General features: G+C 68.7%; 16 protein-coding genes and 2 pseudogenes. 9 read left to right on the plus strand and 9 right to left on the minus strand.

The window, feature by feature from the left end:
* Positions 1–84: 84 nt before the first annotated feature.
* From M9799_RS16645 to M9799_RS16655, 3 genes are all read right to left on the minus strand, one after another.
* A complete protein-coding gene (locus M9799_RS16645; RefSeq protein ID WP_231042426.1) occupies positions 85–417 on the minus strand; it encodes a YnfA family protein in 333 nt (110 codons plus the stop codon).
* A gap of 27 nt (positions 418–444) precedes the next feature.
* Positions 445–2,820: a putative bifunctional diguanylate cyclase/phosphodiesterase gene (locus M9799_RS16650; protein WP_231042427.1), complete on the minus strand. Its 2,376-nt coding sequence runs from the start codon at positions 2,818–2,820 to the stop codon at positions 445–447.
* Between the two features lie 236 nt (positions 2,821–3,056).
* The gene (locus M9799_RS16655; RefSeq protein WP_231042428.1) at positions 3,057–3,743 is read right to left on the minus strand and encodes an ABC transporter ATP-binding protein; all 687 of its coding nucleotides are present in this window, start codon (positions 3,741–3,743) and stop codon (positions 3,057–3,059) included.
* Positions 3,744–3,762: 19 nt separating this feature from the next.
* Between M9799_RS16655 and M9799_RS16660 the strand changes: the two genes are divergently transcribed.
* The gene (locus M9799_RS16660) at positions 3,763–4,425 is read left to right on the plus strand and encodes an arylesterase (protein WP_231042429.1); all 663 of its coding nucleotides are present in this window, start codon (positions 3,763–3,765) and stop codon (positions 4,423–4,425) included.
* A gap of 75 nt (positions 4,426–4,500) precedes the next feature.
* On the opposite strand, the gene M9799_RS16665 is transcribed toward M9799_RS16660, so the two are convergent.
* The 3 genes from M9799_RS16665 to M9799_RS16675 form a co-directional block, all read right to left on the minus strand.
* Positions 4,501–4,722: a hypothetical protein gene (locus tag M9799_RS16665; RefSeq protein WP_231042430.1), complete on the minus strand. Its 222-nt coding sequence runs from the start codon at positions 4,720–4,722 to the stop codon at positions 4,501–4,503.
* A gap of 132 nt (positions 4,723–4,854) precedes the next feature.
* Positions 4,855–6,084, minus strand: coding sequence for a PLP-dependent transferase (locus M9799_RS16670; RefSeq protein ID WP_231042431.1), 1,230 nt, complete (start codon positions 6,082–6,084; stop codon positions 4,855–4,857).
* Positions 6,085–6,270: 186 nt separating this feature from the next.
* Positions 6,271–6,777, minus strand: a complete 507-nt coding sequence (locus tag M9799_RS16675; RefSeq protein WP_231042432.1) for a BON domain-containing protein — start codon at positions 6,775–6,777, stop codon at positions 6,271–6,273.
* A 151-nt stretch (positions 6,778–6,928) separates the two neighbouring features.
* Between M9799_RS16675 and M9799_RS16680 the strand changes: the two genes are divergently transcribed.
* The 8 genes and pseudogenes from M9799_RS16680 (at position 6,929) to trmB (ending at position 15,069) form a co-directional block, all read left to right on the plus strand.
* Complete coding sequence (locus tag M9799_RS16680; protein WP_377006896.1) at positions 6,929–8,602, plus strand: SulP family inorganic anion transporter; 1,674 nt, start codon at positions 6,929–6,931, stop codon at positions 8,600–8,602.
* A gap of 55 nt (positions 8,603–8,657) precedes the next feature.
* Complete coding sequence (locus tag M9799_RS16685; protein WP_231042434.1) at positions 8,658–9,446, plus strand: GGDEF domain-containing protein; 789 nt, start codon at positions 8,658–8,660, stop codon at positions 9,444–9,446.
* Between the two features lie 10 nt (positions 9,447–9,456).
* A complete protein-coding gene (locus M9799_RS16690; protein WP_377008567.1) occupies positions 9,457–10,305 on the plus strand; it encodes a MinD/ParA family protein in 849 nt (282 codons plus the stop codon).
* Between the two features lie 59 nt (positions 10,306–10,364).
* Complete coding sequence (locus tag M9799_RS16695) at positions 10,365–11,126, plus strand: sulfurtransferase (RefSeq protein WP_231042435.1); 762 nt, start codon at positions 10,365–10,367, stop codon at positions 11,124–11,126.
* A gap of 82 nt (positions 11,127–11,208) precedes the next feature.
* Positions 11,209–12,147 (plus strand): LysR family transcriptional regulator, encoded by a 939-nt coding sequence (locus M9799_RS16700; protein WP_231042436.1) that lies wholly within the window; start codon positions 11,209–11,211, stop codon positions 12,145–12,147.
* A 96-nt stretch (positions 12,148–12,243) separates the two neighbouring features.
* A complete protein-coding gene (locus M9799_RS16705) occupies positions 12,244–13,353 on the plus strand; it encodes an NAD(P)/FAD-dependent oxidoreductase (protein WP_377008555.1) in 1,110 nt (369 codons plus the stop codon).
* Positions 13,350–14,320 (plus strand): annotated as a pseudogene (gene gluQRS, locus M9799_RS16710) (tRNA glutamyl-Q(34) synthetase GluQRS). The gene M9799_RS16705 and the pseudogene gluQRS overlap by 4 nt, the downstream one beginning before the upstream one ends.
* Complete coding sequence (trmB, locus tag M9799_RS16715) at positions 14,317–15,069, plus strand: tRNA (guanosine(46)-N7)-methyltransferase TrmB (RefSeq protein WP_231042438.1); 753 nt, start codon at positions 14,317–14,319, stop codon at positions 15,067–15,069. The pseudogene gluQRS and the gene trmB overlap by 4 nt, the downstream one beginning before the upstream one ends.
* Positions 15,070–15,245: 176 nt before the next feature.
* Here trmB and M9799_RS16720 read toward each other — a convergent pair whose 3' ends face one another.
* The 3 genes and pseudogenes from M9799_RS16720 to M9799_RS16730 all read right to left on the minus strand — a co-directional run bounded on the left by M9799_RS16720 (position 15,246) and on the right by M9799_RS16730 (position 18,763).
* Positions 15,246–16,361 carry an NADH:flavin oxidoreductase/NADH oxidase gene (locus M9799_RS16720; protein WP_231042439.1) on the minus strand — a complete coding sequence of 372 codons (1,116 nt, stop codon included), beginning with the start codon at positions 16,359–16,361 and terminating at the stop codon, positions 15,246–15,248.
* A 146-nt stretch (positions 16,362–16,507) separates the two neighbouring features.
* Positions 16,508–17,409 (minus strand): annotated as a pseudogene (locus M9799_RS16725) (LysR family transcriptional regulator).
* 7 nt (positions 17,410–17,416) lie between these two features.
* Positions 17,417–18,763, minus strand: coding sequence for a GntP family permease (locus tag M9799_RS16730; RefSeq protein WP_231042440.1), 1,347 nt, complete (start codon positions 18,761–18,763; stop codon positions 17,417–17,419).
* Positions 18,764–18,838 lie beyond the last annotated feature (75 nt).

Here is an 18,838-nt window from a genome sequence, read left to right on the forward strand (position 1 = left end):
TGGAACAGGCCTGAATGATACCGTGCCCGCCCCAGCCGCAAGCGCAGGCGCGTGCAGCTTTTGGCCGGGCATGCCGGTGCCGATTCACGCGCCGCGCGGCGCAAACGCGATGATGCACATTCCCGCCAGCGCGACGCACGCGCCCAGCAGGTCCCAGCGCGTGGGCTGCACCCCGTCCACCAGCCACAGCCAGAGCAGCGCCACGGCCACGTACACCCCGCCATAGGCCGCATAGACGCGGCCCGAGGCATCGGGGTGCAGCGTCAGCAGCCAGACAAAAACCGCCAGGCTGGCGCCCGCGGGCAGCAGCAGCCAGGCGCCGTGGCCGTGGCGCAGCCAGAGCCAGGGAAGGTAGCAGCCGACGATCTCGGCCACCGCGGTGGCCGCAAACAGCAGCAGGGTCTTGATCTCAGGCATGAAAGACAAGCGATGCGACGACGGCGCTCAGGCCGTCTGCCTTTCGCGGCGCACCAGGGTCTCGAGCTGCGCCACGGGCACCGGCGGGCTCAGCAGATAGCCCTGCCAGGCATGGCAGCCATGCTCGTGCAGGAACGCGCGTTGCGCCTCGGTCTCCACCCCCTCGGCAATGACCCGCAAGCCCAGGCTCATGCCCAGCGCGACGATGGTCTTGGCGATCGCCGCGTCGTTGGGGTCGGTCAGCACGTCGCGCACGAAGCTCTGGTCGATCTTGAGCTGGTCGAGCGGCAGCCGCTTGAGGTAGGCCAGCGAGGAATAGCCGGTGCCGAAGTCGTCCAGGGAGAAGCCCACGCCATGCTGCTTGAGCTGCACCATCTTGGCGATGGTGTCGTCGATATCGGTCAGCAGCAGCCCCTCGGTGAGCTCGAGCTTCAGACGCGAGGGCGGCGCGCCGGTGACCGCCAGCGCCGCCAGCACCTGGTCGACGAACTGCGCCTGGTAGAACTGGCGCGGGCTGACGTTCACCGCCACCACCAGCTCCGACAGCGCCGGATCCTGCGCCCAGCGGGCGAGCTGCTCGCAGGCGGTGCGCAACACCCACTCGCCCAGCGGCACGATCAGGCCGCTTTCCTCGGCCAGCGGAATGAAGTTCGCGGGCGAGACAAAGCCCTTGCCCGGATGGCGCCAGCGCACCAGGCCCTCGGCGCCGATGATGCTGCCGTCCTCGACCTGCGGCTGGAAGAACAGCTCGAACTGCTGCTGGGCCAGACCGGTGCGCAGGTCCTGCTCCAGCGTCGCGCGCTCGCGCACCACCTGCTGCATGCGCGGATCGAAGAACTGCAGAGTGTCGCGCCCGGCCTTCTTGGCCTGGTACATGGCCAGGTCGGCGCGGCGCAGGAGCTCGTCCACGGTATCGTCGAGCCCCTGGAAGATGGTGGCGCCGATGCTCACCGTGGCATGGCAGTCCTGACCGTCGTCGAGCACATAGGGCTGGCGCAGCGCCCGCAGAATGGTCTGGCCGACCTCCTGGGCCATGGCGGCGGCCTGCACCGGGTCCTCGCCCAGGTCCTCGAGCACCACGACGAATTCGTCGCCGCCCTGGCGCCCCACGGTGTGCGCCCCGTCGACGGCCTCGCGCAGCCGCGTCGCGACCTGGCGCAGCAGCGCGTCGCCCTGGTCGTGGCCGCGCGTCTCGTTGAGCGTCTTGAAGTTGTCCACGTCCAGCATCAGCAGCGCACCCGAGCGCTGGCGCCGCGCGCCCGCGCCCAGCGCCTGCTGCAGGCGGTCGAGCAGCAGCCGGCGGTTGGGCAGCTGCGTCAGCAGGTCATAGAACGCGAGGTAGCGGATCTCCTCCTCGGCCGCCTTGCGCTGGCTCAGGTCTTCCAGCGTGATCAGGTACTGGCCGTCCATGGCCACGCCGCCGATCTCCACCGTGCGCAGGCGGCCGTCGTGGCAGACGATGCGGTACTCGGCGGGCTGGAGATTGCCGTCGAGGGCGCGTGCGCGCATCTTGGCTTTCTGCAGCTGCTCGCAGGCCTGTGCGCGCGCGCGGTCATCGGGATAGGTGGCGGCCCACCAGTCGCTCACGGTGGGCGCATCGGCTTCGGTATAGCCGCAAGTGGACACGAAGCGGTCGTTGCGGTAGACGATGTCGCCTTCCTCGCTGACGATGGCCAGCCCCACCGGCAGACGCTGCAGCACCGCACGCAGGCGTTCCTCGTTTTCGCGGTGATGCTGCTCGAGACGCCGGCGTTCGGTGACATCCTGCACCACGCCCAGGTTCAGCGACTGGCCGCGCGGGCCCCGGCCAATGGAGGAAGCGGTTTCCTCCACCCAGATGATCGAGCCGTCGCTGCGGATCAGGCGCAGCTCGTGCTGGTACTCCTGCATTTCCCCCCGGCCCAGCCGCTGCATCAGCGATGCGTGCTCGGCGCGGTCGCCAGGGTGGATGAATTCGCTGAAATGCCGCCCCGGCAGGACATCGAGCGGCAGCCCCAGCAGGCTGGCATAGCGCTGATTGACCTGCTCGAAGGCCCCGGTTTCGGCATCGAGCTGGACCACGCCCACCGCGGCCTGGTTGAAAAGTGCCTGGATGCGCTGGTCGCTGTGCAGCGCCGTGGCCTGCATGCGCTCTTGCTCCCATGCGTGCTGGCGCCGGCGCAGGTACCAGTAAGTGGCTGCCGCCAGCAGCAGCGATGCCAGCCCGCCGCCAGCCATCACCAGCCAGGGCAGCGCCGACTGCCGCGGCGCGGGCGGAGGCTTGGCCGGGCCGGCAGTGGCCACCGGAGCCGGCGCCGCAGCCGCCCATGCGCTGCCAAAGGCGGCAACGGGCTGCGCCGGAGCGGCGGCAGTGCCTGCCGCATGCGGCGTGCGCATCAACGCCAGGCCTGCGCCGGCGCTCAAGGAGACTCCCAGGACAAGGACCACCACCGCAGGCACAAGAATGCGTTGCTTTTTCGACAGGCCCGTAATGTGAAAAGTCATGGGAACATAAGCGCGCCGTGGCAATCCTGCTGGTTCACAACGTCAAACGATTAAAGAAGCTATGAATCCAATAGCAGGCCGAGCATAGCTGCTTTTTGCTTCGCTACTCGTCAGACACCATCGATTTCCGGGTGTTGCAACGTGGGCTTGCCCGTTCATTCGACCAGGCGCCCGGCCTCCACCGTGAGACAGCGTTCGCAGCGCGCCGCAATGGCCCGGTCGTGCGTGACCAGTATCAGCGTGGTGCCGCGCTCGCGGTTGAGCTCGAACATCAGCTGCATGATGGTCTCCCCCGTCGCGAAGTCCAGGCTGCCGGTGGGCTCGTCGGCCAGCAGCACGGCGGGCTCGACCACGAAGGCGCGCGCCAGCGCCACGCGCTGCTGCTCGCCGCCCGACAGCAGGCGCGGGTAGTGGCCCTCGCGCTGGCCCAGGCCCACGCGCGCCAGCATCTCGCGCGCCCGCTGGCGCGCCGCGCCGTGGCCCGCCAGCTCCAGCGGCAGCATCACGTTCTCCAGCGCCGTCAGATTGCCCAGCAGCTGAAAGCTCTGGAACACGAAGCCGAGCTTTTGCGCGCGCAGCGCGGCGCGGTCGTCCTCGTCCAGCGCAAACAGGTCCTGTCCCTCGAGGCGCACCGTGCCCGCGCTGGGCGTGTCGAGCCCGGCCAGGATGGACAGCAGCGTGCTCTTGCCCGAGCCGGAGGCGCCGACGATGGCCACGCTCTCGCCGCGCGCGAACGAGGCATGGATATCGCGCAGGATGTCGAGCGAACCCGTGGAATCGGCAACCGACTTGGAAAGGTGCTCGATTTCAAGCAAAGGGGGTGGTACAAGGGATGCTGGCATATCAACTGAATTGGATCGCATGAAATTGAAAGCAATCGACAGGCGGCGCTGGCTGCTGGCAGCGGCGGCTGCCACGGCCTGCGGCAACGGTATCGCCGCGCCCGCCAAATCCGCCCGGCCTCCCGTGGTCCTGGTGGTGGGCGATTCGCTCAGCGCCGAATACGGCCTGGCCCGGGGTCAGGGCTGGGTGGCGCTGCTGCAGCAGCGGCTGGCAAAAAGCATGCCTGATGCGCGCGTGATCAACGCCAGCGTCAGCGGCGACACGACGGCGGGAGGGCGTGCACGGCTGGCCAATCTGCTCAGGCAGCACCAGCCGACGGTGGTGGTGATCGAGCTTGGCGGAAACGACGCACTGCGCGGGCTGCCGGTGGCGGGGACGCGCGACAACCTGCTGGCCATGACGCGCGCAGCCCAGGCGGCGGGTGCCAGGGTATTGCTGCTGGGCATGCAGGTGCCGCCCAACTATGGCGGCGCCTACGGGCGCGACTTCAGCGCGGTGTTCCCGGAGGTGGCGCGCCAGAGCAAGGCGGCCCTGCTGCCCTTCCTGCTCACCGGCATTGCCGATGTGCCGGACGCTGCCGCCTGGTTCCAGCCCGACCGCATCCATCCCGCCGCCCGGGCGCATCCGCGGATGCTGGAAAACGTGTGGCCGCATCTGGAGCCCCTGCTCAAGCAGCCCTGATTTGCGCAGCCTGCGCCGAGGCCGACCCGGCCCGGGCTGTGCCACGCGCCCCGCACAGGGCATCGCGCCGGGCGATCAGCGGCCCGCGCTGGGCGGGAGCACGTCCGTAACCGGCACGTCCGTAACCGGCATGTCCGCATCCGGCGCGGGATCGGCGTCGGGAGCCGCCTGGCCTGCGCCCGGATGCTCGGCCACCTCGCTCCTGCGTTGCTCCTTGGCGCGCTCCTTGTCCTGCTTCTTCTGCTTCTTGGCGAGCTCGCGTTGCCGTTTTTCGTATCCGTAGTTGGGTGTTGCCAATGTGCTCTTTCGTTGATTTGACGCTGCGCCTACTGTACCAGCCCTCGGTTGCGGCTTCATCCTCACGACCCTGAGGCCCGCCCGGGCGGCGCCTTCGCCCGCAGCGCGCCGGCGCGCACCTTCGAAAAAGGGTCAGGAAAAAGCCGCTTCCAGTGCCTGCGCCAGATCGGCGCGCAGGTCCTCGACGGCTTCCAGCCCCACATTGAAGCGCACCACGGTGCCGGGCCGCAGCTGCGGCAGCGCGCGCTCGCGCATGCTCTCGATCTCGTAGGGCACCACCAGGCTGGTCGGGCCGCCCCAGCTGTAGCCGAGCTTGAACAGGCGCAGGCTGTCGCAGAACGCATCGACCCGGGCCTGGCTGTGGCGTGGATCGAAAACCACGCTGAACAGCCCGGCCGCCGCGCCCTGCCCGCCGAAAGCCCCGCCGCACAGCTGCTGCCAGTGCGCATGCCCGGGCGAGCCCGGCAGCGCCGGGTGCAGCACCTGCACGACGCACGGGTGCCGCTGCAGCCAGCCGGCGAGCTCGCGCGCGGCGGCATCATGGGCGCGGTAGCGCAAGGCCACACTGGGCAGCGCGCGCAGCAGGGTTTCGCAATCGTTGCCCGACACGCCGATGCCCAGCCGCATGTGCGTGAGCTTCAGGCGCAGGTGCAGTACCTGGTCCACGGTGATCACGCTGCCCATCAGCACGTCGCCGCCGCCGCTCGGGTACTTGGTCAGTGCATGCACCGAGATGTCGACGCCCAGCCGGTGGCTGCCGTCGCCATCGAGGTCGAAGGGCCTGAAGGCCAGCCCCGCGCCCCAGGTGTTGTCCAGCGCCGAGATCACGCCGCGCTCGCGGCACAGCGCCACCATGGCCGCCAGGTCGGGAAACTCCATGCTGACCGAGCCCGGCGCCTCCAGCCAGACCAGGCGGGTGCGCGGCGTGATGCGCGCCGCGAGGTCGGCCACGTCCATGGGATCGTAGAAGGCATGCGAAATGCCCCACTGCAGCAGCTCGGCCTGCGCCAGCGACTTGTTCGGCCCGTAGGCATTGTCGGGGATCAGCACCTCGTCGCCGGTGCCCAGCAGCGCCAGCGCGACGCAGGCTATCGCCGCCAGACCGCTGGGCGCCAGCAGGCACTGCTTGCCGCCTTCCAGCGTGCACAGGCGCTCCTCGAGCTGGTAGCTGGTGGGCGTTCCATGCAGCCCATAGGTATAGCCGCTCTTGTCCAGCCAACGGCGGTTGCGCAGGGCCGCCACATCGGGAAAAACCACCGTGGACGCCTTGTGCACTGCAGGCTGCAGCGCCACGAAGTCGGACGGCGGCTGATAGGGATGGTGGACCAGTGCGGTGATCAGGTCGAGGTCGGGTTGTTTCATGGGGCAATGGTAGCGCCGCGGCATGCCCCGCCGCGCAACATCGTCCGCTGCGCTGCCTGCAGTCCCTCGCGCCACAAGGCAGTGCAGGCGCCCTGTGAAAGGGCGCCTGCAGCCGGGAAGACGGCAGCCCGCGCCTGATGGCGCAGGTAGGGACACGGCATCACCGCACCCCGAGGACCGGGCCGCTTAGCGGGCCTGCACGGTCAGCATATTGTTGACCGATTTGACACCACCCACGCCCTTGGCGATTTCACCGGCGCGGGTCTTGGCGCTCTCGCTGGGCGCCGTGCCGTTGAGCGTGACGACGCCGTCCTTGGTGTCGACATTGATCTGCAGCGCGCTCAGCTCGGAATCCTTGACCAGAGCCGCCTTGATCTCGGCCGTGGTGGTGGCTTCGCCAGCCACGTTCATCGCGTTGTTGGCGGCATTGCTGGTGGCATCGCCCACGCGGTCGGCGGCATTGCTGGCGGCGTCGCCTGCACGCTCCGCACCCGCTTCGATGCGCGCCCCGGCCGAGCGGGTGGCTTCTTCCGTGCGTTGCGCCGCGTTGTCGGCGGCTTGCTCGGTGCGCGCCACAGCCGAATCCAGGCGCTGGCCGGCAGTCTGGTCCTCGTTTTTGCCGCAGGCCGACAAGCCCAGTGCCAGGGTGGTCACGGCCAGGATGGAAAGAATGCGTTGACGTGGCTGGATCATGTTGATTGCTCCTCGGGCCGGGGCCCTGCGTGTTGTTGGTGATGAGAATGTATTTCCGCCCTCCGGAGCGCACCGTCGGAACCAGCCGAAGCCTGCGTAGGACAGGCGCCCAACACGCCGACCCCCTGCGCGCTGCCGCACAATGCTGCCCATGCCCGACCTCACCCGCTGCTTTCCCTTTCTTGCCTGGCCCCGTCCCCGCCCCGAGCTCCTGCTGGGTGAATTCTGGGCCGGCATGACCGTCGGCCTGATGCTGCTGCCCCAGGGCGTGGCCTATGCGGCGCTCGCGGGCATGCCGCTGGTGACGGGCATCTACGCGTCGCTGATTCCGGCCTTGGTGGCCGTTCTGTGGAGCGCCTCGCCGCGCCTGGGCGTGGGGCCGACGGCGCTGACCAGCCTGCTGATCGGCGCCTCGCTGATGGGCCTGGCCGAACCGGGCAGCGCCCACTGGGTCAATCTCGCGGTCTGGATCGCGCTGCTCTCGGGGCTGCTGCAATGCATGCTGGGCGCGCTGCGCGCGGGCTGGCTGCTCAATCTCGTGACCTCGCCGGTGCTCAACGGCTTCACGCAGGCGGCCGGACTGCTGATCCTCGCCTCGCAGCTGCCGGCGCTGCTGGGGTTGCGCACCACCTGGAATGCGTTCTTCTCCGCCCCGTCGCTGCACCACTTCGACCTGCGCGCCGCCGGCATCGGCCTGGCAAGCGTGGCGCTGCTGCTGGCGTTCAAGCGCTGGCGTGCCGGTTTTCCGGCCGCCATGGCCGTCGCCGGCCTGGCCGGCGTGCTGAGCTGGGCCACGGGCTTTGCCGACCGCGGCGGCGACGTCGTGGGAACGCTGCCCGCTGGCCTGCCCTCCCTGCATTGGCCCCAGTGGCTCGAAGGCAGCGAATTCGCGGCGCTGATCATGCCGGTGCTTGTGATCTCGCTGGTGAGCTTCCTGGAGACCGCCTCCAGCGCCCAGGCCGAGCACCAGCAGGCCGGCACGCGCTGGAACGAGAACCAGGATCTGCTGGCCCAGGGCATGGCCAAGATCAGCTCCGGGCTGTGCGGCAGCTTCGCCACGAGCGCCTCGTTCTCGCGCTCGGCCGTGAACCTGATGGCCGGCGCGCGCACCGGCTGGGCCACGGTGTTCGCCATCGGCTTCGTGTTCATCGTGCTGCTGTGGCTCACGCCCGCGCTCTACCATGTGCCGCAATCGGCGCTGGCGGCGATCGTGGTGACGGCCGTGCTCAACCTGATCAAGCCGCGCACCATGTTCCGGCTCTGGCACATCTCGCGCACCGAGGCCTGCATCGGGCTGGCCACCTGCGCGCTGACGCTGGCCACCGCGCCGCAGCTCTACTGGGGCGTGCTGGCCGGCATCGTCATGGGCCTGTGCCATTTCCTCTACCAGCGCCTGCACCCGCGCATCATCGAGGCCGGGCTGCATGCGGACGGCAGCCTGCGCGACCGGCACCTGTGGCAATTGCCAGCGATTGCGCCGGGCGCCTTCGTGCTGCGCATGGATGCCGAGCTGGATTTCGCCTCGGCGCGCGCGCTCGAGCAGCGCGTCGTCGACCATCTCGGCGCGCATCCGCAGATGCAGCACCTGTGCCTGCTGGCCCAGCCCATCAACCGCATCGACATCACTGGCATAGAGACTTTTGCGCGCATCCGTGGACTGCTGCGCCAGCGCGGTGGCACACTGCACGTCAGCGGGCTCAAGCTGCCCGTCGAAAACGGCCTGCGGCGCGCGGGGGTGCTGCAGCCTGCGCCCGATCTGGCACTCTACCGCACCGATGTCGAAGCCCTGGCGGCGCTGCAGCATCTGGCGCGGCAGCCTTCCTGATTTGTGAACAGGAACTGCGAGGCTGATACACTCTGGCAACACTGATTTGCATTTTGTGACTGGTTCCGCGACCTACCAATCCGTTTTCCTGCGCGACCTGCGCCTGTCTACGGCCCACAGCCTGGTGACCCAGTCTGGTGCGCCGGGCCAGGGCCTGCCCAACGAAACCCCGACGCGTTACCTCCAGGCACTGATCGACGGGCTGTGCGAGCTGTCGCTGCGCGATCCGCTCACGGGGCTCGCCAACCGCCGGCATTTCCGCAGCGTGCTCGAGCGCGAGGTCGATCGCATGGCGCGATCGGGCGAGGCGGCACTGCTGCTGATGCTCGACATCGACCACTTCAAGAAGATCAACGACACGCACGGGCACATCGCGGGCGATATGGTGCTGCAATCGGTGGCGCGCACCCTGCTCGGCTGCGTGCGCCCCATGGACACACTGGCGCGCTACGGCGGCGAGGAATTCGCCATCGTGCTGCCCTCCTGCCAGGCCACCTATGGCCGCGCGATCGCCGAACGCATCCGCGAGGCGGTCGAGTCCACGATGATCCGCGTCTCGCCGGCCCTGGCGCTCAACGTGTCCGTCAGCATCGGCGGCGCCTACGCGCTGCAGTGGATCCGCAGCACCACCCAGCTGTGGATCGAGCGCGCGGACAACCAGCTCTATCAGGCAAAATCCGCCGGTCGCAACCGTATCTGCATCGAAGAGCAACCCGACAGCACCGTGAGTGCGGAAGAAAAGAGCATGTTGTTTGGCCCCCTGTCCACGTATTACCCCCCGGCTGACGTGGATCGGTCGACGGTTCCCCTGGCCGACGCCAGCGGCCGGCACACCGGCCGGTGAAAGCAATGCGATGAGCGACGCCGTTCTGCCCTCCCATCCCGCCCTTCCCACGAGCACGCCCATGGGCGAGGCGGTGCGCACGCGTTCCCAGCAGCGTGCCCGCATCATTGCCATCACCAGCGGCAAGGGCGGCGTTGGCAAGACTTTCGTCTCGGCCAACCTTGCCGCCGCGTTGACGCGCCATGGCCTGAAAGTCCTGGTGCTCGACGCCGACCTGGGCCTGGCGAATCTGGACGTGGTGCTGAACCTGTTCCCGAAGATCACGCTGCATGACGTCTTCACCGGCAAGGCCGATCTGGAGGACGCGCTGCTGCCCAGCCCGGGCGGTTTCTCGGTGCTGCTGGCGGGCTCCGGCATGGTCGAGTACTCGCATCTCACGCCCGAGATCCGTGCCAAGTTCCTGCAGGTGGTCGAGACCATGGCGCCGCGCTTCGACGTCATCCTGCTCGACACCGGCGCCGGCATCTCCGACGTGGTGCTGTTTTCCGTGTCGATGGCCGACGAAGTGATGATCGTGGCCACGCCCGAGCCCACCTCGCTGACCGACGCCTATGCAGCCATCAAGGTGCTGGCGACGCAGCAAAAGCGCCAGCACATGCGCCTGATCATTAACCAGGCGGCGCGCCCCGGCGACGGGCGCGCGATCACCGGGCAACTGCAGCAGGTGCTCAACCGCTTCGTGACCACCGAGGACGGCCAGCCGGTGCGGCTGCTGCACATGGGCGACATCCCGGCCGACCCTGCGGTGCGCGAGTCGGTCATGCGCCGCCAGCTGCTGCTGCAGGCCACGCCGGGCTGCGCCGCGGCATTGTCCGTGGCACAGCTGGCCAACAAGATCAAATCGATTCTGACCCCCTGAAGCCGCAGGCCAAGCCGGCGCGCAGGCAGCGCCCCGGCGGGCTCCAGGCATTTCCATCCGTGACCGACATTCTCAATATCTCCTGCTACAAATTCGTGGCATTGCCCGATGCGCCCGCGCTGCGCGACACGCTTGCTGAGCGCGCGAATGCCGCCGCTCTCAAGGGCACCATCCTGCTGGCTGAGGAAGGCATCAATTTCTTCCTGGCCGGGCCCGCAGAGCGCGTGCGCGGCTTCGTCGATGAACTGCGCGCCGATCCGCGCTTTGCCGACCTCGCGCCCAAGGAAAGCTGGTCGCAGCAGGTGCCCTTTCGCAAGATGCTGGTCAAGGTCAAGCGCGAGATCATCCGCATGGACCATCCCACCATCAAGCCGGCGCTCGGCCGCGCGCCCGCCGTGAGCCCCGCGCGCCTGCGCCAGTGGCTCGAGCAGGGCCATGACGACGCAGGGCGGCCGGTGGTGACGCTCGACACGCGCAACGACTTCGAGGTCGATGCCGGCGCGTTCGAATCCGCCATCGACTGGCGCATCGCCAAGTTCACCGAGTTCCCCGCGGCGCTGGCGGCGCACCGCGCCGAACTGGCGGACAAGACCGTGGTCAGTTACTGCACCGGCGGCATCCGCTGCGAGAAGGCCGCGATCCTGATGCGCGAGCAAGGGCTCGAACATGTCTATCAGCTTGAGGGCGGCATCCTCAAATATTTCGAGGAGACGGACGGCGCGCACTACCGCGGCGGCTGTTTCGTCTTCGACGAGCGGCGCGTGCTGGACCCATCGCTGGACACCGTGCCCGCCGACCAGCTGCCGCCCGGAGCGCTGTAGGCCCGCGCCACAAGGCACGCGCGGCATGGGCCGCCGCGGCCGGCCTGCCGGCATCTTCGAATCCCCTGAATCGGCCCCTGCCATGTCCACCCCCCGCGATGCCCTGACCCCCGACAGCCTGGCCATGCTCCAGGTCATTGCCGATACCGGCAGCTTTGCCGCGGCCGCGCGCGCGCTCGGGCTGGTGCCCAGCGCGTTGACCTACCGCGTGCGGCAGATCGAGGACGCGCTGGACGTGCTGCTGTTCGACCGGCGCTCGCGCCAGGCGCAGCCCACCGAGGCCGGCCTCGAGCTGCTGCGCGAGGGCGCGCGGCTGCTGCAGGACATCGATGCCGTCGCGCACCGGGTGCGCCGCGTGGCCACGGGATGGGAGCCGCAGCTGACCATCGTCGCCGATGGCGCCTTGGCCCGCGGTCCGCTGTTCGACCTGGTCGAGGCTTTCTATGCGCTCGAGTCCCCCACGCGCCTGAAACTGCGCGATGGCATCCTGAGCGGCACGCTCGAGCCGCTGAGCATGGGCCGCGCCGACCTGGCCATCGGCGTTGCGGTGAATGCCAGCAACATCGCCGGCATCCAGCTGCAGGAGCTCGGCGAGATGGCATTCTGCCTGGCCGTCGCGCCCAGCCACCCGCTGGCGCGGGTGCCCGAGCCGATCAATGACGACACGCTGCTGCAGCACCGCGTGGTGGCGGTGGCCGATTCCGCCTCGCGCGACACCACCAGCGTGGGCGTGCTCGGCGGCCAGTCGGTGCTCACGGTGGACAGCATGGCGGCCAAGGTCGAGGCCCAGCTGCGCGGACTGGGCTACGGTTTTTTGCCGCAGGGCATGGTCAACGCGCATTTGCAGGCCGGACGCCTGGTGGTGCGCGAGGTGGTGCGCCCGCGGCGCACGCTGCGCCTGCAATATGCCTGGACCACTTCGGGCCATGCCAGCCCCGGGCGCGCGCTGCAGTGGTGGCTCGAGAAGCTCGCCAATCCCACCACCCGCACCGCCTTGCTGGAAAACCATCAGGACCTCTGAGCCGTCAACCGGTGCGCGAAGGGTGTAGAGTCAGTCCACGGTCGAGGCATCGAGAGACCTCCCACCTGCCTCCTTGCATCCCACGAAAGGCTTGTCATGACTGCTATGCGCACGCTCCCTTCTCCGTTGCCCACCGCCGCGCGGCACCCGCGCCGCGCGCGCCACCGACCGCAGACGATTGCCGTGATCGGCGCCGGCATCGCCGGCTTGGCCTGCGCCCGCACGCTGGTGCAGGCCGGCCATCAGGTCAAGCTGTTCGAGCAGGGCGCCGAGGTCGGAGGGCGCATGGCCGTGCATTCCACCTCGCATGGCAGCTTCGACTCCGGGGCGCAATACTTCACCGTGCGCGACGCGCGTTTCGAGCAGGTGCTGGCGCTCGACCCCCAGCTGTGCCGCCCCTGGAGCGCAACCACCATTCGCGTGCTCGACAGCGCCGGCCGCGTCGCCAGCGCCGTGCCGCCGCCGCGCGAATCGCACTGGGTGGCAACGCCCCATATGCAGAGCCTGGCCGCGGCCTGGGCCCGGCCGCTTCTGGACGCCGGCCAGCTGCTGACGCAGTGCCGCGTCACGGCCATCGAGCGCGACCGGCTCGAGCCCGGGCGCTGGCAGTTGCAGACCGAGAACGCCGACCCCGCGCAGCAGGCCGTGCATGCCGGCTTCGACGCCGTGCTGCTGGCGCTGCCCGCGCCGCTGGCGCGCACGCTGCTGGCGCCCACGGGCCTGGCCGAGCTGCATTGCCAGGCGCTCGACGAGATCGACATCGCGCCTTGCTGGACGCTGCACCTGACTTTTGCCCAGGCCCAGCAACCCGGCCTCACGACGCTGGGGCCGCACTGGAACGCGGCGCGCAGCACCCATCACCGCATTGCTTGGCTGGCGCGCGAATCCTCCAAGCCCGGACGCTCCTCCATGGAACGCTGGACGGTGCAGGCCAGCCCGGCCTGGTCGCACGAACACCGTTACGACGACGCGCCGCGCATCCAGGCCAAGCTGCAGAAGGCCTTTGCCGAGATCACCGGCATCCACGCCGCTCCCAGCCACGTCAGCAGCCGCTTCTGGCCGCATGCGCAGACCATGAGCACGCTGGGCCATGCGTTCCTGTGGAACCGCAAGACCGGCCTCGGCGTCTGCGGCGACTGGTGCCTGGGCGCGCGCGTGGAAGACGCGTTCGTGTCGGGCCTGGAGCTGGCCCTGAAAGTGGCATGACAAGCTTGCAAACTGGAAGTTCTCCCTATGTCGGGCGCTTTGCGCCCTCCCCACGGGCCCGCTGCATGCGGGCTCGCTGGTTGCGGCCCTGGCCAGCTGGCTGGACGCGCGCGCACGGCGGCCGCTGGCTGGTGCGTATCGAGGATATCGATCCGCCGCGCTGCATGCCGGGCGCGGACCAACTGATCCTGCAGCAGCTCGCAGCCTGCGGCATGGAGCCCGATGAGCCCCGGTGTGGCAGTCCGCGCGCGGTGCCTTCTACGAGCAGGCGCTGCGCCAGCTGCTGGAGCAGCAACTGGCCTATGCCTGCGCCTGCACGCGGCGCGACATCGAACGGGCCTGGGAAGAGATGGGCCTGGCGCGCGAGCGCCATGTGGAGCGCCCCTACCCCGGCACCTGCCGCAGCGGCCTGCACGGCCGCCCGGCGCGCGCCTGGCGCTTCGCCACCGTGAAGATGGCAGGCCGTGCGCAGGCCTTCGAAGGCCCGGCCGCGCCCTGCTGGCTGTCCGATGGGCGGCTGCTGTGGCAGGATCGCCGGCTGGGCCCGCAGTCGCAGGATCTGGCGCGAAGCGTGGGTGACTTCGTGCTGCGCCGCGCCGACGGTCTGTGGGCCTACCAGCTGGCCGTCGTCGTCGATGACGCGCTGCAGCGGGTCAGCCATGTCGTGCGCGGCGAAGACCTCACCGACAACACCCCGCGGCAGATGCTGCTGCAGCAGTCGCTGGGCCTGCCCACGCCGCGCTACATGCACACCCCGCTGGTGCGCCGCGCCGATGGCGAAAAGCTGTCGAAGCAGCATGGCGCGCGCTCCATCGACACCTCCACCCCCGCCGCCAGCCGCGCCGCGCTGAACGCTGCGGCAGCGGGTCTCGGGCTGCCGGTGGCGGATTGCACCCACGGATCCCGGGCCGATGCGCTCGCGCTGTGGGTCCGGGCCTGGCGAGCTCACTACAATCTCGCCCTGTGACTGAACACCATACCAACCCGGCCGCTTCCGGCCCTGACGCCCCCCAAGACGCCACGCACGGCACGGCTCCCGCCGGCGTGGCCCATCCCAAAACCATCAAGAGCTATGTGCTGCGCGCAGGCCGCACCACGACCGGACAGGCCAAGGCCTTTGCCGAGGTCGGGCCGCAGTTCCTGCTGGAGTACCGCGCCGCGCCGCTCGACGCCACCGCCGCCTTCGGCCGCAGCGCTCCGCTGATCCTGGAGATCGGCTTCGGCATGGGCGAAGCCACGGCGCATATCGCGCGCGTGCGCCCCGAGGACAACTTCCTGTGCTGCGAAGTGCACGAACCCGGTGTCGGCGCGCTGCTCAAGCGCATCGGCGAGCAGGACCTCCACAACATCCGCATCCTGCGGCATGACGCGGTGGAAGTCATCGACCACATGCTGCCCGAAGGCAGCCTGGACGGCGTGCACATCTTCTTTCCCGATCCGTGGCACAAGAAAAAGCACAACAAGCGCCGCCTGGTGCAGCCGCCGCTGGTCGCCAAGCTGGCCGCGCGCCTCAAACCCGGCGGCTACATCCACTGCGCCACCGACTGGGAGCCCTATGCGGTGCAGATGCTCGAAGTGCTGTCGGCCGAGCCGCTGCTGGCCAACACCGCCGAGGGCTACGCGCCGCAGCCCGAATACCGCCCGCTCACCAAGTTCGAGAACCGGGGGATCAAGCTGGGACATGGGGTTTGGGATCTGGTGTTTCGCAGGAAATAAGAGATTGCATCTTGGACAGGCTGCAATGAGAAATCGAGCGCAGGCCGTCCATCCTTCGACAGGCTCAGGACGAACGGATAACACCGTTCGTAGTGAGCCGGCTATTCCGTTCGTGGTGAGCTTGTCGAACCATGGACGGCCTGTCCTCGAAATCAAGCGCTGACCCGTCCTAAAGATCAGGCCGCCACCTTCCCCGCCCCGCGATACCGCTCCAGCCAGTGCGCATAAGGCGCCGGCAGCACCCAGTCCGGGCGCTGCTCCTTGAGCATCTGCGCCATCGCATAGGGATAGTGCGGGTTGGCCAGCATCGCGCGGCCGATCATCACCAGGTCCATCTGCTCCTCGGCCACCACGCGCTCGGCGTGCTGCACATCGTCGATGCCCCAGCTCGATGCCACGGGAATACCGGCTTCGCGCGCCACGCGCTGGGCGATGGGCGCCAGGAACGCCGGCGTGCCCCAGGGAATCTTCACATCGGGAATGACGAAATTGACGCTGACATTGAGCAGGTCCAGCCCGCCCGCGCGCATGCGCTTGACCAGCTCGATGGACTCGGCCAGCGTTTCCTCGTCCTTGCCGTCATACTCGATCACGCCAAAGCGCGCCGTCAGCGGCAGGTTCTCGGGCCAGACCTCGCGCACCGCGGCCAGCGTTTCCAGAAGGAAGCGCGCGCGGTTGTCGAAGCTGCCGCCATAGGCATCGGTGCGCTGGTTGGAATGCGCCGAGAAGAAACTCTGGGCGAGGTATCCGTGCGCGAAATGCAGCTCCAGCCATTCGAAGCCCGCATCGCGCGCGCGGCGTGCGGCAGCGACGAAATCGGCCTTGACGCGCGTGATGTCCACCAGGGTCATCTCGCTGGGCACGCGCGGCAGGCCGCCACCGAAGGCAATGGCCGAAGGAGCGATCGGCTGCCAGCCGCGCGGATCGCCCTCGGCGATGTGCTCGTCGCCCTCCCACGGATTGTTGGCGCTGGCCTTGCGGCCGGCGTGGCCGATCTGGATGCCGGGCACGGCGCCGCCGGCCTTGATCGCGGCCGCGATACGCGCCAGGCCCTCGGCCTGAGCATCGTTCCACAGGCCCAGGCAGTCGGGCGTGATGCGGCCTTCGGGCGATACGCCCGTGGCCTCCACGATCACCAGCCCGGCGCCGCCGCGCGCGATGGAGGGATAGTGGACCTGGTGCCATTCGTTGGTGAAGCCGTCCTTGGCGCTGTACTGGCACATGGGCGGCACCGCGATGCGGTTGCGCAGGGTGACATCCTTGAGGGTGAATGGGGAAAACAATGCGGACATGCTGATTTTCTGAGAGGGCTGGAAATAAAAAGAAACCGCAGAATTTCTGCGGCAGTTCCCCAGATGACGGCGCCGCTGAAATAAATCAAATGCTATAAATTTATGATCCTCATCTCGCAGCGCGATATCACGCTGCGTGCCGGCCGCTAGTGCCGCTCGGCGCAGATGCGGAACAGCAGCTCGCGCAGCCAGCGGTGCGCGGGATCATGGTGCGTGCGCTCGTGCCAGACGGCGCACTTGGTGAAACCCGGCACCTCCAGGGGCGGCTCGCAGATGGCGAGTCCGTCCTGTCCGGCCACCAGCCGCTCGGGCAGGATCGCCACCATGTCGCTCGCGCGCAGCAGCTCGGGCAGGATCAAAAAGGATTTGGCCGACAGCGTCACGCTGCGCCGCTGACCCAGCTTGAGCAGCGCGTCGTCAGTGACGCCATGGAAGCCGCCGCCGTCATAGGAGCCCAGCGCATGGTCCAGCGCGCAGAACTGCTCGAGCGTGAGCCCGCGTCCGGTCGCCGCCGGGTGCCCTCGCGCAGCACGCAGACATAGCGCTCGCGGTACAGGGTGCGTGCATGCATCTCGGGCGGAGTGTTCTCGGGCGACAGCAGCGCCAAGCCGATCTGGCCGCGCTCGAGCTGCGCCGCCACCTGGCCGTTCTCGACCGGCACGAGCGACACGCGGATCTGCGGCGCCAGCGGCTTGAGCGCGGCCACGAAGGGCACGGCAATCGCGCGCAGCGCATAGTCGGTCGAGGCAATGGTGAAAGTCAGCTGCGCGGTGGCCGGATCGAACAGCGGCGGCTGCAGCAAGGCGTCGATCTCGGCCAGCACCTGCTGCACCGGCTGGCGCAGGTCGAGCGCGCGCTGCGTGGGCACCATGCCGCGCTGGGCACGCACGAACAGCGGGTCGCCAAAGCTCTCGCGCAGCCGCGTCAGCATGCCGCTCATCGCCGGCTGGGTCAGGCCCAGGCGCGCCGCGGCGCGCGTCACGTTGCACTCCTGCAGCAAGGCGTCCAGCGCCTTGAGCAGGTTCAGGTCCAGGCTCTTGAGAGAAATGGGCGCCTCAGCCGAAGATGCTGGCCAGCAGCACCAGCCCCAGCGACACCACCGCGGCAATGGAGGTCACCATGGTCAGCGTCTTGAGCGCCCCCTTGGTCGACAGGCCCATCAGCCCCTTGAACATCCAGAAGAAATTGCTGTTGACCTGCACCGCGAACAGCGCGCCCGAGGCGATGGCAAAGCCTATGATGATCGGCGAGACATCGATCTGCGCTGCCACCGGGCCGATGATGCTTGCCGCCGTCAGCGCGGCGACCGACACCGAGCCGATCGCCACATGCAGCACCGCGGCAATGAACCAGGCCAGCACGATGCTCAGCAGCACCGGGCCGCCGGCATCGTGGGAAAACAGCTTGCCCAGCTCCGCGCCCATGCCCGAAGCAGTGATGATCGCGCCCAGCGAACCGCCGACGCCGGTGATCAGCAGGATCTCGCCGCTGGTCTTGAAGCCGTCCGTCAGCGCCTCGGTGGTGCGCTCCTCGCCGATCCAGCGCCGCGCCAGCAGATAGGCGCCCAGCAGGCCGACGAACATCGCCAGGTTGGCATTGCCGATGAAGCTGATGAAATCATTGGAGACGCCGGCGAGCTTGGCAAATGCGCCAAAGGCGATCATCAGCAGCGGCACGATGATCGGCGCGGCCGACAGCAGCAGCCCCGGGCCCTGCGCCGCGGCGGGAGCCTGCGCCTCCTGGGCTTCGGTCTCGAGCATGGCCTCGCTGGCGTCCTCGTCGGTCTCGGGCTTCCAGTAGTTCGTGCGCAGCAGGAGGCTGAACAGGAAGGTGGTCAGCAGCGCCGTGGCCAGGCCGATCACCAGCCCGCCCACGAGCCAGGAGCCCAGGCTCACGTTCATCTGCCCGGCAATGAGAATGACAGCCAAGCCCGGCACCACGAACACATAGCCCGAGAAGATGCCCGTGCCGATGGCGCCCGCCAGCAGCGGCAGCCCGGTGCGCCCCAGCAGCGGCGCCGCCGAACGCGCCACCGGCGCGCCCAGCACCACCTGCACATCCACATAGATCGAGGGAAAGATCGTCGACATCGCGCCGGCCATGGCATAAGGCAGCCGGCCGGCGCCCACGGCCGAGACCAGCGCCTGCACCATGCGGCTGAACGCGCCCGTGGCATGCAGCAGCGAGCCGATCACCACGCCGAAGCCGATCAGCAGGCCGACCTTGCCCATGATCTCGCCAAAGCCGCCGGTGATGGCGGTGAGCGTGTCGGTGAAACCCACGCCGCTGGCCAGCCCCAGATAGAGCGAGCCCAGCATCAGGGAGATGACCGGCTCCACGCGCAACCAGATGATCAGGCCAATGACCAGTGCGATGGCCAGCGTGGTGTGTAGTACGACCATGTCGTCTCCTTTGCAATCCAGTTCTTCGGCTCAAGCTGCCGCGGCTGCCATCATGACGGCATCCGGCGGCAGCCT

This window comes from Comamonas endophytica (assembly GCF_023634805.2).
GTDB lineage: Bacteria > Pseudomonadota > Gammaproteobacteria > Burkholderiales > Burkholderiaceae_C > Comamonas > Comamonas endophytica.

What these genes read in the sequence shown, in the direction of transcription:
- M9799_RS16645 (WP_231042426.1), bottom strand. Translation starts at nt 417, where the DNA reads ATGCCTGAGATCAAGACCCTGCTGCTGTTTGCGGCCACCGCGGTGGCC.
- M9799_RS16655 (WP_231042428.1), bottom strand. Translation starts at nt 3,743, where the DNA reads ATGCCAGCATCCCTTGTACCACCCCCTTTGCTTGAAATCGAGCACCTT.
- M9799_RS16660 (WP_231042429.1), top strand. Translation starts at nt 3,763, where the DNA reads ATGAAATTGAAAGCAATCGACAGGCGGCGCTGGCTGCTGGCAGCGGCG.
- M9799_RS16670 (WP_231042431.1), bottom strand. Translation starts at nt 6,084, where the DNA reads ATGAAACAACCCGACCTCGACCTGATCACCGCACTGGTCCACCATCCC.
- M9799_RS16675 (WP_231042432.1), bottom strand. Translation starts at nt 6,777, where the DNA reads ATGATCCAGCCACGTCAACGCATTCTTTCCATCCTGGCCGTGACCACC.
- M9799_RS16680 (WP_377006896.1), top strand. Translation starts at nt 6,929, where the DNA reads ATGCCCGACCTCACCCGCTGCTTTCCCTTTCTTGCCTGGCCCCGTCCC.
- M9799_RS16690 (WP_377008567.1), top strand. Translation starts at nt 9,457, where the DNA reads ATGAGCGACGCCGTTCTGCCCTCCCATCCCGCCCTTCCCACGAGCACG.
- M9799_RS16700 (WP_231042436.1), top strand. Translation starts at nt 11,209, where the DNA reads ATGTCCACCCCCCGCGATGCCCTGACCCCCGACAGCCTGGCCATGCTC.
- M9799_RS16705 (WP_377008555.1), top strand. Translation starts at nt 12,244, where the DNA reads ATGACTGCTATGCGCACGCTCCCTTCTCCGTTGCCCACCGCCGCGCGG.
- M9799_RS16720 (WP_231042439.1), bottom strand. Translation starts at nt 16,361, where the DNA reads ATGTCCGCATTGTTTTCCCCATTCACCCTCAAGGATGTCACCCTGCGC.
- M9799_RS16730 (WP_231042440.1), bottom strand. Translation starts at nt 18,763, where the DNA reads ATGGTCGTACTACACACCACGCTGGCCATCGCACTGGTCATTGGCCTG.